This is a genomic window from Amycolatopsis ponsaeliensis, from assembly GCF_030182635.1.
GTDB lineage: Bacteria > Actinomycetota > Actinomycetes > Mycobacteriales > Pseudonocardiaceae > Amycolatopsis > Amycolatopsis ponsaeliensis.
On the sequence record NZ_JAPZLD010000001.1, the window covers coordinates 340,300 to 354,128 of the forward strand.

Consider the following 13,829-nt stretch of genomic DNA (forward strand, 5'->3'; position numbering starts at 1 on the left):
TCAGGAGCGGCGGTGTACCTCGGTTTGGTGCCGTGCACCGGAAAGACCGTGCGGGCAGCCGGAACAGGCTTCCGCACGCGCGACGTCGTCAGCCGAGGCCGGCCAGCTCCGCGCGCGTCTCGTCAGCGGCCGCCAGCTCCAGCTCGGCGTAAATCGCGATCGCCCGTTCGTAGTGCTGCCGCGCGGATTCCGCGTCGGTGCGGGAGAGGGCCCCGGCGATGCCCCGGTGGGCCCGGGCGATCTGCTCGTGGCAGCCGGTCCTCGTGGCCACCGCCAGTGCCGACGTGTGGTGGTCGCGGGCCGTGGCCGGGTAGCCGCACGCCCGGCAGGCCTCGCCGAGGCCGTTGAGGGCCCACGCTTCGCCCGGCCGGTCGCCGTTGCGGCGGAACAGGTCCAGCGCCAGCCGGTGGTGCGCGGCCGCCTCGAACGCGTCGCCGCTCGTCGCCTCGGCGCGGGCCAGGCCGTCGATGGCCCACGCCTCGCTGTCGCCGTGGCCGAGCCGGCCGAACAGGTCCGCCGCTTCCGCGTGCTGGCGGACCGCCTCGGCCGGGTTGCCCTCGTGGGCGGCCAGCTCGCCCAGGCCGACCTTCACCCACGCTTCGCCGAAGCGGTGGCCGGCCCGCTCGTGCAGCACCATCGCCTGCCGCAGGTGGTGGTGGCCCGCGGTGCTGCGGCCGGTCCGGACTTCGACCGTGCCGAGCCGGGTCAGGAAGTGCGCGCGGCCGGTCGCGTCGCCGACCCGGTCGAACATCGACAGCGCCCGCGTGTAGTACCCCGTCGCCGGGACGTACCGGCCGGCGCTCTCCTCGAGGATCCCGACGTTGCCCAGCGCCCGCCCCTGGCCGAGCACGTCACCGACCTCGTCGTAGAGCGCGTGGGCCGTCCACATCTCCGCCGCCGCCGATTCGCCCCGGCCGGCCTGGTTGTGCACCCCGCCCAGCGCGATCCGCGCGTTGGCCTCGGCCGCGCGGTCGCCGGTGGCGTGCGCCGCCGCCTGGGCGTGCCCGTTGATCGCCAGCGCCGCCGCCTCGTGGTGCCCGTCGAGGTAGCGGAAGAGCAACGCCGACAGCGTCACGGCCTGCCGCGGCCGGCCCCGCGTCGCCGCGTGGGCGACGAGCGCCTGGAAGGTGGGCAGCTCGGCGTCCAGCCACTCGCGCGCGGCGTCGGCGTCCCGGAACCCCGGCACCGGGCCGGCCGGCGCGGCCACCGACGGCCGCCGGTGGGCTTCCCCCGGGTACAGCAGGTCCATCGCCGCGGAGACGGTCGCGAAGCAGTACCGGTAGACCCGGCCCAGCGCGGCGTGTTCGTCGAGGTCGTCGCCGACCTCCGCGGCGTAGGCCTTGAGCAGGTCGTGCATGCCGTAGCGGTCGGCGCCCGCGGGGTGCACCAGGTGCGCGCGGACGAGGACGTCCAGCCGCCGCCAGGCTTCCTCCAGGGGACAGCCGGCGAGCGCCGCCAGCGCGTGGGCGTCGAAGCGCGGCGCCGGGTGCCGGCCGAGCACGGCGAACGCGCGGTTGGCGCCGGGGCTCAGCTGCCGCAGCGACCACGAGAACACCGCCCGGACGGCGGCCCGCCGGTCGCTACCGCCGCTGAGCACGTCCAGCGCGTGCTGCGCCGCCCGCAGCTCGTCGACCAGCCGGGCCAGGGGAGTGCCCGGCCGCGACACGGCGTGCTCGGCGGCCAGGCGCAGGGTCAGCGGCAGCCGCACGCACCGCTCCGCCAGCGCCGCCGCGGCCGCCGGCTCGGCGGCCACCCGGTCCCCGATCAGCCGGCCCAGCAGCGCGACCGCGTCGGCGGCCGGCAGCCGGTCCATCTCGACGCGGTGCGCGCCGTGCAGGGCCACGAGACCGCCGAGCGAGTCGCGGCTGGTGACGACGACGACCGAGGCAGGCGTGCCCGGCAGCAGCGGCCGGACCTGCTCGACGGACGCGGCGTTGTCCAGCACGACCAGCATCCGCCTGGCCGAGACCTCGGTGCGGAACCGGGCGGCGCGCTCGGCCGGCCGCAGCGGGATCTCCGTGCCGGCCGGCAGCAACGCGGTCAGGAGCACGGCCAGCGCGTCGGTCGAGGTCATCGGCTCGCCCGGGTCGTACCCGCACAGGTCCAGGTACAGCTGCCCGTCCGGGAACCGGTCGCGGGAGCTGTGTCCCCAGCGCACGGCGGTGGCGGTCTTGCCCGCCCCGGCCGTGCCGGTGAGACAGGCGATCACCGGTTCGCCGCCGGCCCGGCCGGCGAGCCGGTCCAGCTCGGCCAGTTCACCGGTCCGCCCGATGAACGCCGTGACGTCGGCGGGCAGCTGCGCGGGGACGGCCGCGGCGACCGCGACCGGCCGGAGGTCGTGGCGCAGCACGGCTTCGTGCACGGCGGCCAGGTCGGGGCCGGGGTCCACCCCGAGCTCGTCGCGCAACGCCCGGCGGGTCCGCTCGAAGTGGGCGAGGGCGTCGGTGCCCCGGCCGACGGCGTAGAACGCGCGCATCAGCGCCGCCGCGGCCCGTTCCTGCAGCGGGTGCTCGTCGGTCAGCTCGGTCAGCCGGGCGATCGTCGACGCCGCGTCGCCGTCGCGGATCTCGGCCTCGGCCCACGCCACGACGGCGTCCGCGTGTTCCTGGTGCAGGGCCCGCCGGGTCCGCTCCGCCCAATGGCCGCGCAGGCCGGCCAGCGGTTCGCCGTGCCAGAGCGAAAGGGCGGCGCGCAGCGCGGCGGCGTCGGACGGGTGCTCGCGCAGCGCGCTGCGGAACCGGAACACGTCGACCTGCTCGGGCCGGACCACCAGGCGGTAGCCGCCGGAGTCCCTGGCCACCCGGGCGCCGCTGGGATCGGCTTGTTCGAGCAGGCGCCGGATCCGCGTGATGTGGGCCTGCAGGGACCGGCGGACCTGCTTGGGCGGGGACTCGCCCCAGACCCGGTCCACCAGCACGTCGACTCCGACGGTCCGGCCCGCCTCGAACAGCAGCGCGGCGAGCACCGCCTGGCGGCGCGGCTCGCCGAGCTCGATGGCCTGCCCGTCCGCGTCCAGGCGAAGCGGCCCCAGGACCCGGAAATCCACGCTGCCTCCCCCGACCGGTGGGCGCTCTGCCGGTTTTGTCCCTCCCCGCATCGTAGAGCCGCGATTTCGATGACCACAACACATCCACAACATTCCCGGGTGGAACCGGCGGCGAAAGTCCTGCCCGTGAACGAAACGGGACGTCGGGCATCTGGTAACCGTGTCACGGGCCCACCCGGCGTTCCTCTTCGTCTCCATTCGAGCTAGGAGGAAATTTGCGCACAGCAAAGACAATCTGCGCGGTCGCCGCCATCGCGGCCGCGACCCTGTCCGGCCCGGCGACGGCGGCGGCCGCCACCGGGTGCGCCGAACTCGCCAGGGGCAACAACAACGACGCGGGGCTGGCGGCCAGGGCGGACGGCCCGGTGGAGATCTTCCAGACCGGCCTCGTCGGCAACGTCTTCCGCACGCAGGTGGACCCGCGCACGAACACGATCCTCGGCTTCCAGGACCTGGGCGGGGTGTCGCGGTCCGAGCCGTCGGTGGTCTCGTGGGGAGCGGGGCACACGGCGGCCTTCGTGCGGGGCGGCGACGACGCGTTGTACTTCATGCAGTTCGAGAACGGCGTCGCGACCGGCTGGCAGAACCTGGGCGGGCAGCTCACGTGGAACCCGTACGCGGTGTCGGAGCGGCCCGGGCACCTCATCGTCTTCTACCGGGGCACGAACAAGCAGCTGTGGTACCGGGAGTTCGCGGACGGCGCCTGGGGTCCGCACACCAGCCTCGGCGGCGTGCTGACGTCCAGCCCGATCGGCGTTTCCACGACACAGGGCCACATCGCGGTGGTGACCCGCGGCCAGGCCGACGACCTGTACTACCTGGAGCGGACCGGCGGCAGCTGGGGTCCCTGGGTCGGGCTCGGCGGCCGGTTCTCCGTCGACCCGGTCGCGGTGTCGCGCGGACCGGGCAAGGTCGACGTGTTCGTCCGCGGCACGGGATCGAGGGTGTACGGCATCTCCTACGACGGTTCGTCCTGGAGCCCGTGGTCCGACCTGGCGGGACCGCCGGGCGGCGCGGTGTCCGAGCCGGGGGCGGCGGCGACGGGGTCGGGCGAGCTGGTCGTGTTCGTCCGGGGCGGTGAGGTGCGCACGCCCGTCCGGCCGATCTGGCGCAACTCCTCGTTCGACGGCGGGGCGAGCTGGTCGGGCTGGATCGTCGTCGACCAGGGGTACGGGACGCCGTCGCCGAACAACCCCGAAGCGACGGCGAACGCGTTCGGCGGCTGGTCGGTGGCCGCGACGAACTTCCCGACCGGAGCGCGGGTCGGGCCGCTGCGGGTGTGTTCGTCCACGCCGTGACGAGGGCGGGAGCCACGGCCGGGACCCGGCGGTGGCTCCCGCGCCCGGGTCAGTTCTTCCAGACCAGCGGGGACTTGTCGTAGCCGTCGCCCTTGTCGAACGTCGCCGCGGCGACTTCGCTGCCTTCGCGGGCACCCTGCAGCGTGCACGTCTCGAACTTCGCGCCCGCCTTGGTGAAGTCCTTGCCCGCGGTGCCGGACTTGCACTGGTCGGTGCTGCCGGTGATGATCACGCCGGTCGAGCGGCCGTCGGTGCCGAGGGCGCGCAGGCTCACCGAGGAGTAGGCCAGGTCGGCGCCGTCGACGTTCTCGACCGTGGCACGCAGGTAGAACGGCGTGATGCCCTTGGCCTTGTCGCCGTACTTCGCGAGGTCGGCGTTGGCGCCCTTCTCGATCGCCGTCACGGTGATCGCGATCGTGCCGGACTTGGTGGTGCCGTACTTGAACGGGACCACCGCGCGCTCGCCGAGCTTCAGTTCGGTGCCGGGCTTCGTGACGTCGCCGGCCGGAGCGGCCGCGGCCGTCGAGGACTCGGGGGACGCCGAGTCGGACGCCGGGGCGGCGGGGGCGCTGGTGGGGGCGGCGGGCGCGGCCTGGCCGGACTCCTCGCCGCACGCGGACAGCAGGAGGCCGGCGGCGCAGGCGGCGAGCAGGGCGGTGGTGCGGACGTGCTTCATGGATCTCCTCGGAAGGCCCGCCGGACGGGTTCCGGCCGGGCGGAGCCGAGCGCCGCGGCCGCCCCCAGGTCGGTCGCGGCGGCCGGGAACGGTGCGCCCTCGCGGCTCCGTCAGCGGGAAGCTAACCCGAACGCAGCACCGGCGGTGTGGGCCGTTCGCACCACACGGAGGTCACAGATCGTCGACGCCGATCAGGCCGTCCTGGATGGCCCGGGCGACGAGCGCGGCCTTGGTCGGCGCCTCGCGGCCGATGCGCGCGTACTTGACCCGGATCCGCTCCAGGTGGGAGTTCACCGTGCTGGCCGAGATCCCGAGCCGGTGCGCGACGAACTCCTTCGACTCCGACTGGAACCACTCGACGAGCACCTCGGCCTCCCGCGCCGAGAGCGCGGGCCGTGTCTCCGACCGGTCGCCGGCGAGCGCCCCGGCCAGCGAGGGCGGGGTGTAGGGCCGGTCCTGCGCTGCCGCCCGCGTCGCTTCCACGAGGTGCCCGGCGCCTTCGGCCTTCGTCAGGTAGCAGAGCGCGCCCAGTTCGAGGCACTGCAGGGCGACGTCGTCGTCCGCGCGCATCGAGTAGACGACCACCCGGCGCCCGGCCTCGGCCAGGCGCCGCAGGTCGCCGAACGCGGGCGCGGGGCCGCCCAGGTGCAGGTCGAAGATCACCACGTCGGCGGCCGCGCCCGGGCCGAGCCAGGCGGCCTTGACGTCCTCGCCCTCGGCGACGACGTCGATCGGCGGGTCGCCGGCCGCGAGCCAGTACGCCACGCCGGCGCGCACCGCCGGGTGGTCGTCGACCACGACGGCCGTCACTCGGGTCGCCACCGCGCCTCCATCCAGGTCTGCCCGTCCCGGGAGTGGGACGTGACGGGGACCGCCGCGGATCCGGTCACTTCCGCGGAACCGTCCGCGACCACGGCGACGCGCACCAGCTCGGGGGTGCGCAGCACGCTCACGCGGGCCCGGGTGCGGGCGGCGGCCAGCGCGGTGAGCACGGGGCCGGTCAGGTCACGGCGGGCCGGCGCCGGGACGTCGACGACGTCACCGCTCACGGCGAGCGTCACGGCGACCCCGCGCCGCTCGGCGACGTCGAGGCAGGCGGTGACCTCGTGCACCAGCGGATCGGGCACGTCGTCGTTTTCGGCGAAGAGCCGCCGCAGTTGCGCGGCGGCGAGCGCACAGCGGGCGCGGGCGTCGGGCGTGCGGGGGTCGACGGTGCCGTCGGCGAGGCCGGCCAGCAGCGGCAGGGTGGCCCCGAGCTGTCCGGCGAACCCGGCGCGCAGATCCCGCCCGGCCTGCGCGGCGAGGGCGGCCCGGATGGCGAGGCGTTCCCGTTCGGCGGCGGCCGCGGCGGCCTCACCCGCGCGGCGGTCGAGTAGGCGGATCAGCCCGGCGATGGCGAGCTGGAAGACGGTGACGCCGAAGAGCACGATCGCGGCATCGCCGAGTTCGGTGCGCGTGGGCGCCCCGCCGAGCAGGAATTGGGTGACGCTGGCGGCGGTGTGGGCGGCGAGCGCGGTGAGCAGGGCGGGCGGCCGATCGGCGAGCAGGACGAGCAGATGCCACCCGACGAGCCCGAAGGACCAGTGAGGTTCGCGGAAGAAGGAGTCCGGCGGCAGCGCGGCGGTCGCGGCGGAGGAGGCAAGCAGAACGACAAGCGTCCCGCCGACGGCGACTGCGGCCGGGAGGGGCTTGCGGCGCAGCACCCAGAGGGCGCAGAGGGCGGTGACCCCGGCGAGGGCGGCGTAGGCGAGATCGGCGAGGACGGGTGGCCGGTAGGCGGAGTGGTGACGGAGGAGGGGAGCGAGCCCGAGGCCGAGCTGGATGATGCCGGTGACGCCGAGCAGCACGATCCGGATGGCCGCGGCAAGCCGGACGGCGGGATCAGCGGCGGCGCTGGTTGCGGTGAGGTCGTTGGTGGCGCCGCGTGCAACGGCGGAATGGGTTGCGGTTTCGAGGGAAGTGTTGCCTGCGGTGGTTTCAGCCACGGGACCACCTCAACGTCACGACCGTCCCCGCGCCGGGGCTCGACGCCACCTCCGCCGTCCCGCCCGCCGCGCGCATCCGCTCGACCACCGAGCCGCGGACCCCGCGCCGTGCCGGGGAAACCGTGGCCGGGTCGAAGCCCGCGCCGTCGTCGGTGATCGTCACCGCCACTCCGTCCGGCGAAGCGCCCAACCGCAGCGAAACCGAGTCCGCGCCCGAATGGCGTTCGGCGTTCCGCAGCGCCTCCTCGGCCGCGCGCACCAACGCCAACGCCGCCGACGCCGGGATCAGCGGCACCGGCTCCCACACCGCCTCGACCGGCACCGCGCGCCCCGCCAACGTCGCGCGCAGGCCCGCCTCCAGGTCGGCCGGGGTGTCCTCCTCCCGGGGTGAACCGGTCAGGATCGCCAAGTCCCGGGCCGCATACCCGGCCACCGCCGAAGGGTCGGCCGCCGCGCCGGACGCCACCGTCAGGAACGTCGCCGATGCCGTGTCGTGCAGCAGCGCCAAGTACTCGCGCTCGCGGCGACGGCGGTCCCGGTCGAGCGCCGCCGCCCGCTCGAGTGCCGCCTGCTCGGCGCGCGCCGTGTCCGTGCGGGCCGTCGAGCGGATGAGCAGCACGAACGCCAGCCGCGCCAGCACGGTCTCCACCACGACCCGCAACGCCACCGGCAGCCAGTCCCCGCCGCCCGCGGCGATCCCCACGGCCAGCAGCACCACCAGCGCCGGCCCGGTCAGCCGCGGCGGGTGCTCCCACTGCCACGTGATCGCCGTGATCGTGAGGACGTTCACCGCCCACAGGCTCGCCTCGCCGGGCACCGACGTGATCCACGGCTGGCACGCGCCCACCGCCCCGGCCCGCAGCACCGCCAGCGCGAACGACGTGCGCCGCCCGGCGAAGACATCCGCGGCGCCCGCGACGAGCGTCACCGCGAGCAGCCCGAAAGCCGGGAACGCACCCGGTGCCGCGACCACCCCGAAGACGCCGACGGCCGCGGTGGCGACGGCTCGCGCGGGCCCGGCGAACCGGGCGACGGAAGCCCGGAACTGCGCCTCGACCGGCCCCGGCGCGCTGGCCGTCATCACACCCCCGTAGACCCTGGTCGAACTGCGGAAATCGGACGCTACCAGGCCGCGCGCGACGCGCAATTCTGTCCAATAAGGGCGGACTTCCTGCACTATCGAGCACTTGACATGCCCGGTGTTGCTCGCTTTACTGCTGAGCACGTCGGAACGGACGCCCGACGTCAGAGGTACGCCCAGCCGGTATGTCGGCCCCCGCCGCGAGCCCGGACTGAGTCGCCAGGACGCGCTCGTGGTCCGAGGCGGGGTCGTGCCCACCATCATCCGGAGCCCGATGATGCCCTCTTCCCGCGTTCAGTTCCTCGCCGGCGCCGCCCTGGCGGTCGTGGTCGTGGCCGGGACCGCGTGTTCCGCCTCCGCGGCACCGGCAGCCACCGTCACGCCCCCGCCGGTCAAGGCCGGTTTCGACTACCAGATCGGCGGCGCCTACACCCCGGCGGGCGACGTCAAGGTCGTCAGCCGCGACCACACCGCCCAGCCCGCCGCGGGCCTCTACAACATCTGCTACGTCAACGCTTTCCAGGCCCAGCCCGGCGCCGAGGGGGAGTGGGGCGACCTGCTTCTCCGTGACGCCAACGGCAACGTCGTCATCGACGAGGACTGGGACGAAGCCCTGCTCGACCTCCGCACGGCGGACAAGCGGACCCGGGTCGCGGCCAAGGTGAACGCCTGGGTCGACGACTGCGCCACCCGGGGCTACCAGGCGATCGAGCCCGACAACTACGACAGTTTCACGCGCTCCAAAGGACTTCTGACCGACAGCAACGCCCAGGCCTACATCCGTCTGCTGTCCGCCCACGCCCACGGAAAGGGCCTGGCGATCGCCCAGAAGAACACCTCCGAACTGTCCGGTCAGCGCCAGGCGAACGGGCTCGACTTCGCCATCGCCGAAGAGTGCGGGCAGCAGAAGAACTGCGACGAGTTCACGCCCGCGTTCGGCGACCACGTGATCGTGATCGAGTACACCGACGGCGGGCTCAAGACCGCGTGCAGCCGGTGGAGCTCGCTCAGCATCGTGCGCCGCGACGTCGACGTCGTCCCGAAGGGCGAAGCCGGCTACGTCCGCAAGACCTGCTGATGGACCGCCGCGGATTCCTGCGCGGCGCCGGTGGTCTCGCTCTGGGCGCAGCCGTGGCCGGCTGCGGCCCGGCGCGGACCACCGGCGGCCCGGTCACCGTCGAGGTCTGGCACGGCCAGACCGACACCGGCAAGAAGGTCCTCGACGCGCTCGTCGCGGACTTCCACCGGACGCACCCCGGCATCCGGATCGACCTGGGTGGCGGCGTCCTCGCCGACGCGATGCTCCAGAAGATCACCGCGGCGCTCGCGTCGGGGTCGTTCCCGGACATCGCCTACGTCTTCGGCTCGGACCTCGCCAGCGTCGCGCGCAGCCCGAGCGTCGTCGACGTCACCGACCTCGTCGACGCGGGCCCCGGTTTCTGGGCGCCCGCCCGGGAAGCGGTCACCGTCAACGGCCGCGTCCGCGCGGTCCCGGCGCTGCTCGACTCCCTGGCCGTGGTGTGCAACAAGACGTTGTTCGAGCAGGCGGGGATCCCGTTGCCCGCCGCGGGCTGGACGTGGGCCGACTTCGTCGATACGGCAAGGAAACTCACCGACGCGGGCAACGGCACCTTCGGCACGGCCTGGCCCGCCACCGGCGACGAGGACACCGTGTGGCGGCTGTGGCCGATGGTGTGGGACCTCGGCGGTGACGTCATCGGCGCGGGCGGGCGCGGCATCGGGTTCGCGGGCCAAGGCGTGCGGGCGCTGGAGGTCGTCCGCGACCTCGCCGCGGCGAAGGCGGTCTACCTCGACCCGAAGACCGGCAGCGAGCAGATGTACCAGGCGTTCGAAGCCGGCCACATCGGCATGGTCCCGACCGGCCCGTGGCAGCTGCCCGACATCGCCGACGCCGGGATCGACTACGCGATCGTGCCGCTGCCCAGCTTCAGCGGCCGGCCGATGACCATTTCGGGCCCGGACACCTGGACGCTGTTCGACAACGGCGAGGAGCGCGTCGAGGCGGCGCGCACCTTCCTGTCCTGGCTGGCCGACCCGGCCCAGGACGTCCGCTGGGACGACGGCGCGGGCAGCCTCCCGCTGAGCCGCGCGACGCAGCAACTGCCCGCGTGGCAAGAGAAAACCGCGGAGACCCCCGGTCTGCCGGTCTTCGTCGACGCGCTGGAGAGCGCCCGCGTCCGGCCGGTGCACCCGGCCTACCCCCAGGTGTCGGCCGCCGTCGGCACCGCGATCGTCGCCGTGCTGCTCGGCCAGGCGACGCCGGCCGACGCGTTGCGCGACTGCGCCGCGGCCGCGAACGCCGCCCTGATCATTCCGCGATAGGGAGCCGCCATGCCCGGACTGCCGAGGCCCATCACCGTGACACCCGTCCAACGCCGGCGCCGTCGCGAGACCGCCGCGGCGTGGGCCTACGTCTCGCCCGCCGTGCTCATCATCCTCGGCCTCGGCGTGGTGCCCGTCGCCTGGTCACTGGTGCTCTCCTTCCAGGTCGACGACCTGGTGACCCCGAGCCGCTGGACCGGCCTGGACAACTACGCGGCCCTCGCCCAGGACCCGCACTTCGCCCAGGCGGTCGGGAACACCGTGCTGTACACGGTGCTCTACGTCCCGCTCAGCATCCTGTTCGGGTTCCTGCTGGCCCAGGCGCTGAACCGGCGCATCCGCCTGGCCGGGCTCTACCGGACGCTGGTGCTGGTCCCGTTCGTGCTGTCGGCGACGGCCCAGGGCGTGCTGTTCTCCTTCATCCTCGACCCGCAGTTCGGCGCGGCCAACTCGCTCCTGCACCATCTCGGCGTTTCCCCGCAAGGGTTCCTGACCGACCCCGCGCAGGCGCTGCTGGTGCTGGTCGGGATCACGCTGTGGAGCGGCACGGGCTTCTGCGTCGTGGTGTACCTGGCCGCGCTGCAGGACGTCCCGCCGTCGCTGGTCGAGGCCGCGCGGCTGGACGGCGCCGGCACCTGGCGCGTGCTCCGGCACGTGACGCTGCCCGCGGTGACGCCGGTGACGCTGTTCCTCGTGCTGTGGCAGCTGATCACGTCGCTGCAGGTGTTCGACCTGGTCTACGTGACGACCAAGGGCGGCCCGCTCGGCTCCACGACGGTCATCGTCTACTTCGTCTGGGAGCAGGCGTTCAAGAACTTCACCGCCGGCTACGGCGCGGCGTCGGCCTACGTGCTCGCGCTCGCCCTGCTCGTCGTCGTGGTCGTCCTGCGCGTGCTGCGGCGGCCCGGGAAGGCCCTCCGATGACCACACAGCCGGCGCAGCTCGATGTCCCCGCAACCCGCGTCCTGCCGGTGCCGCGCCGGCCCCGGCTGCCGTTCAGCCCGTGGCACCTGCTGCTCGTGCCGCTGGCGCTGGTGTTCGCCGCGCCGCTGGTGTGGCTGCTGCTCAGCTCGGTGATGAGCAACGCCGAGATCAACCGGTTCCCGCCCGCGCTGTGGCCGTCCCATGTGGACTTCGCCGGGTACCGCTATGTCCTCGAGAACGCGCTCTTCCTGCGCTGGTTCGGGAACTCGCTGATCGTCTCGGCGGTCACCGTGGTGTCGAACCTGCTGTTCGGCGCGCTGGGCGGGTACGCGTTCGCGCGGATGCGGTTCGCCGGGTCGCGGGCCCTGCTCGCGTTGATGGTCGCGACGATGGCGATCCCGTTCCAGCTCACCATGATCCCGACTTTCTTGGTGATGAAGAAGCTGGGCTTGATCGACAGCCTGGGCGCGCTCATCGTGCCGTCGCTGGTGACGCCGTTCGCGGTGTTCCTGCTGCGCCAGTTCTTCCTGTCGCTGCCCCGGGAACTCGAAGAAGCGGCGTGGATCGACGGCTGCTCGCGGCTGCGCGTGCTGTTCACGATCGTGCTGCCCCTGTCGCGGCCAGCGCTGGCGACGGTGGCCGTGCTGACGTTCCTGACCACGTGGAACGACCTGACCTGGCCGCTGATCGCGCTCAACCACGACACGACGTACACCCTGCAGCTGGGGCTCACCACGTTCCAGGGCCAGCACCACACGAACTGGGCCGCGGTGATGGCGGGCAACGTCATCACCGTCCTGCCCGTGCTGCTGGCCTTCCTCGGCGCGCAGAAGACGTTCGTCCAGTCCGTGACCTCCAGCGGGCTCAAGGGCTGAGATGCACCGATTCGACCTCCGACGCGCGGCAGGCCGCCGCGGTACTGGCTGCACGCGGCCCCGCCGTCGTGGTCAAGGACGGCGCCGACGGTGCCTTTTCCTGCCGTGACGGCGAATTCACCTTCGCCCCGGGCATCCCGGCGGATGCCGTCGACACCGTGGGTGCCGGGGACAGCTTCAACGCCGGCTTCTCCGTCCGCGCGCCCGGCGGCACGGCAGGCCGGCCACGTGGGACGACGTCCTCGTCCACCTCGAACGCACCGGATCGGACCTCGCATGACCCCCAAGATCACCTTCGTCGGCGCGGGCAGCGTCGTGTTCACCCAGGGCCTGCTCGCCGACCTGTTCGCCTACCCGGAACTGGACGGCGTGCACATCGCCCTGCACGACATCGACCCGGACCGGCTGGCGACGGCACTGGCCGCGGCCCGGCGGATCGCCGCCGTCCGGGGTGTCAAGCCGGTGCTCACGGCGCACCCAGACCGCCGGGAAGCGTTGTCGGGCGCGGACTTCGTCGTGAACATGGTCCAGATCGGGATGGCGGAGGCGACGCGCACCGACTTCGACGTCCCGGCGCGCTACGGCCTGCGCCAGACCATCGGCGACACCCTCGGCATCGGCGGGATCTTCCGCGCGTTGCGGACGTTCCCCTTCCTCAAGGCACTCGGCGAAGACATCGCCGAGGTCTGCCCGGAGGCGTGGCTGCTGAACTACACCAACCCGATGGCGATGAACGTCCAGTACCTGAGCGAGGTCACCGGCCTGACGCGGGTCGTCGGGCTCTGCCACTCGGTTTACTGGACCGTGCACGGGCTCGCCGAGCTCGTCGGGGTGCCGTTCGACGAGGTCACCTACGTCGCCGCCGGCGTCAACCACCAGGCGTGGGTGCTGCGGCTGGAGCACGCGGGCACCGACCTCTACCCGCGGCTACGCGAGCTGGCCGCTGCCGACGAGCAGCTGCGGCGGCGCGTCCGGTTCGACATGCTGCGGCGGCTCGGCTACTACCCGACGGAGACCAGCGAGCACTCCGCCGAGTACGTGCCCTGGTACCTCAAGCACGACTCCGAAATCGAGCGCCTGCGGCTGCCGGTCGGGGACTACCTCGGCATCGTCGCGGAGAACGAAGCCGAGTACGAACGCACCCGGCACGCGATCGCGGCCGACGAGCCGCTGCCGGTCGAAGGCACCGGCGAGTACGCGCCGCAGATCGTCCACAGTGTCCTCACCGGCACCCCGCGGACCGTCTACGGCAACGTCGTCAACCGGGGCCTGATCGAGAACCTGCCCGCCGGCGGGGTGGTCGAGGTGCCGTGCCTGGTCGACGCCACTGGCGTCCGGCCGACCCGGATCGGCGCGCTGCCGCCGCAGCTCGCCGCGCTCAACCGGACGTACCTGAGCGTGAACGAACTCGTCGTGCGCGCGGCCGTCGAGGACGACCCGCGTCACATCCGGCACGCCGCGATGACCGATCCGGCCACGGCGGCCGCGCTGCCGGTCGAGCGGATCTTCGAGCTGTGCGACGACCTCGTCCGCGCGCACGGCGACCGCCTCCAGCCCGCCCTGCGCGCCACCCTCGGCCGCTGACCCTCGAGACCGGGAGA

General features: G+C 73.6%; 11 protein-coding genes and 1 pseudogene. 7 read left to right on the forward strand and 5 right to left on the reverse strand.

Annotated features, from left to right (window positions below):
• Positions 1–88 precede the first annotated feature (88 nt).
• Complete coding sequence (locus QQ657_RS01515) at positions 89–3,046, reverse strand: AfsR/SARP family transcriptional regulator (protein WP_284740178.1); 2,958 nt, start codon at positions 3,044–3,046, stop codon at positions 89–91.
• 215 nt (positions 3,047–3,261) lie between these two features.
• Between QQ657_RS01515 and QQ657_RS01520 the strand changes: the two genes are divergently transcribed.
• Complete coding sequence (locus QQ657_RS01520) at positions 3,262–4,344, forward strand: DUF8189 domain-containing protein (RefSeq protein WP_284740179.1); 1,083 nt, start codon at positions 3,262–3,264, stop codon at positions 4,342–4,344.
• A gap of 49 nt (positions 4,345–4,393) precedes the next feature.
• On the opposite strand, the gene QQ657_RS01525 is transcribed toward QQ657_RS01520, so the two are convergent.
• From QQ657_RS01525 to QQ657_RS01540, 4 genes are all read right to left on the reverse strand, one after another.
• The gene (locus QQ657_RS01525) at positions 4,394–5,020 is read right to left on the reverse strand and encodes a hypothetical protein (protein WP_284740180.1); all 627 of its coding nucleotides are present in this window, start codon (positions 5,018–5,020) and stop codon (positions 4,394–4,396) included.
• A 171-nt stretch (positions 5,021–5,191) separates the two neighbouring features.
• A complete protein-coding gene (locus QQ657_RS01530) occupies positions 5,192–5,842 on the reverse strand; it encodes a response regulator transcription factor (RefSeq protein ID WP_284740181.1) in 651 nt (216 codons plus the stop codon).
• Positions 5,827–7,005, reverse strand: coding sequence for a hypothetical protein (locus QQ657_RS01535; protein ID WP_284740182.1), 1,179 nt, complete (start codon positions 7,003–7,005; stop codon positions 5,827–5,829). Before QQ657_RS01535 ends, QQ657_RS01530 begins: the two co-directional genes overlap by 16 nt.
• Positions 6,998–8,086, reverse strand: a complete 1,089-nt coding sequence (locus tag QQ657_RS01540) for a sensor histidine kinase (RefSeq protein WP_284740183.1) — start codon at positions 8,084–8,086, stop codon at positions 6,998–7,000. The genes QQ657_RS01535 and QQ657_RS01540 overlap by 8 nt, the downstream gene beginning before the upstream one ends.
• 250 nt (positions 8,087–8,336) lie before the next feature.
• Here QQ657_RS01540 and QQ657_RS01545 point away from each other — a divergent pair, with 250 nt between their 5' ends.
• The 6 genes and pseudogenes from QQ657_RS01545 to QQ657_RS01565 all read left to right on the forward strand — a co-directional run bounded on the left by QQ657_RS01545 (position 8,337) and on the right by QQ657_RS01565 (position 13,812).
• On the forward strand, positions 8,337–9,164 hold the full coding sequence (locus tag QQ657_RS01545; RefSeq protein WP_284740184.1) for an endo alpha-1,4 polygalactosaminidase: 828 nt from the start codon (positions 8,337–8,339) through the stop codon (positions 9,162–9,164).
• Complete coding sequence (locus QQ657_RS01550) at positions 9,164–10,429, forward strand: ABC transporter substrate-binding protein (protein WP_284740185.1); 1,266 nt, start codon at positions 9,164–9,166, stop codon at positions 10,427–10,429. Before QQ657_RS01545 ends, QQ657_RS01550 begins: the two co-directional genes overlap by 1 nt.
• Positions 10,430–10,438: 9 nt before the next feature.
• Positions 10,439–11,353, forward strand: coding sequence for a carbohydrate ABC transporter permease (locus QQ657_RS01555; RefSeq protein ID WP_284740186.1), 915 nt, complete (start codon positions 10,439–10,441; stop codon positions 11,351–11,353).
• Complete coding sequence (locus QQ657_RS01560) at positions 11,350–12,228, forward strand: carbohydrate ABC transporter permease (protein WP_284740187.1); 879 nt, start codon at positions 11,350–11,352, stop codon at positions 12,226–12,228. Before QQ657_RS01555 ends, QQ657_RS01560 begins: the two co-directional genes overlap by 4 nt.
• 68 nt (positions 12,229–12,296) lie before the next feature.
• Positions 12,297–12,365, forward strand: a pseudogene (locus tag QQ657_RS56605) (hypothetical protein); the annotation flags it as partial.
• Between the two features lie 139 nt (positions 12,366–12,504).
• A complete protein-coding gene (locus QQ657_RS01565; protein WP_284740188.1) occupies positions 12,505–13,812 on the forward strand; it encodes an alpha-glucosidase/alpha-galactosidase in 1,308 nt (435 codons plus the stop codon).
• Positions 13,813–13,829: the final 17 nt, after the last annotated feature.

Bases quoted from the DNA above. Each gene is read 5' to 3' on its own strand.
- QQ657_RS01565 (WP_284740188.1), top strand. From the start codon at position 12,505: ATGACCCCCAAGATCACCTTCGTCGGCGCGGGCAGCGTCGTGTTCACC.
- QQ657_RS01560 (WP_284740187.1), top strand. From the start codon at position 11,350: ATGACCACACAGCCGGCGCAGCTCGATGTCCCCGCAACCCGCGTCCTG.
- QQ657_RS01555 (WP_284740186.1), top strand. From the start codon at position 10,439: ATGCCCGGACTGCCGAGGCCCATCACCGTGACACCCGTCCAACGCCGG.
- QQ657_RS01550 (WP_284740185.1), top strand. From the start codon at position 9,164: ATGGACCGCCGCGGATTCCTGCGCGGCGCCGGTGGTCTCGCTCTGGGC.
- QQ657_RS01525 (WP_284740180.1), bottom strand. From the start codon at position 5,020: ATGAAGCACGTCCGCACCACCGCCCTGCTCGCCGCCTGCGCCGCCGGC.
- QQ657_RS01540 (WP_284740183.1), bottom strand. From the start codon at position 8,086: ATGACGGCCAGCGCGCCGGGGCCGGTCGAGGCGCAGTTCCGGGCTTCC.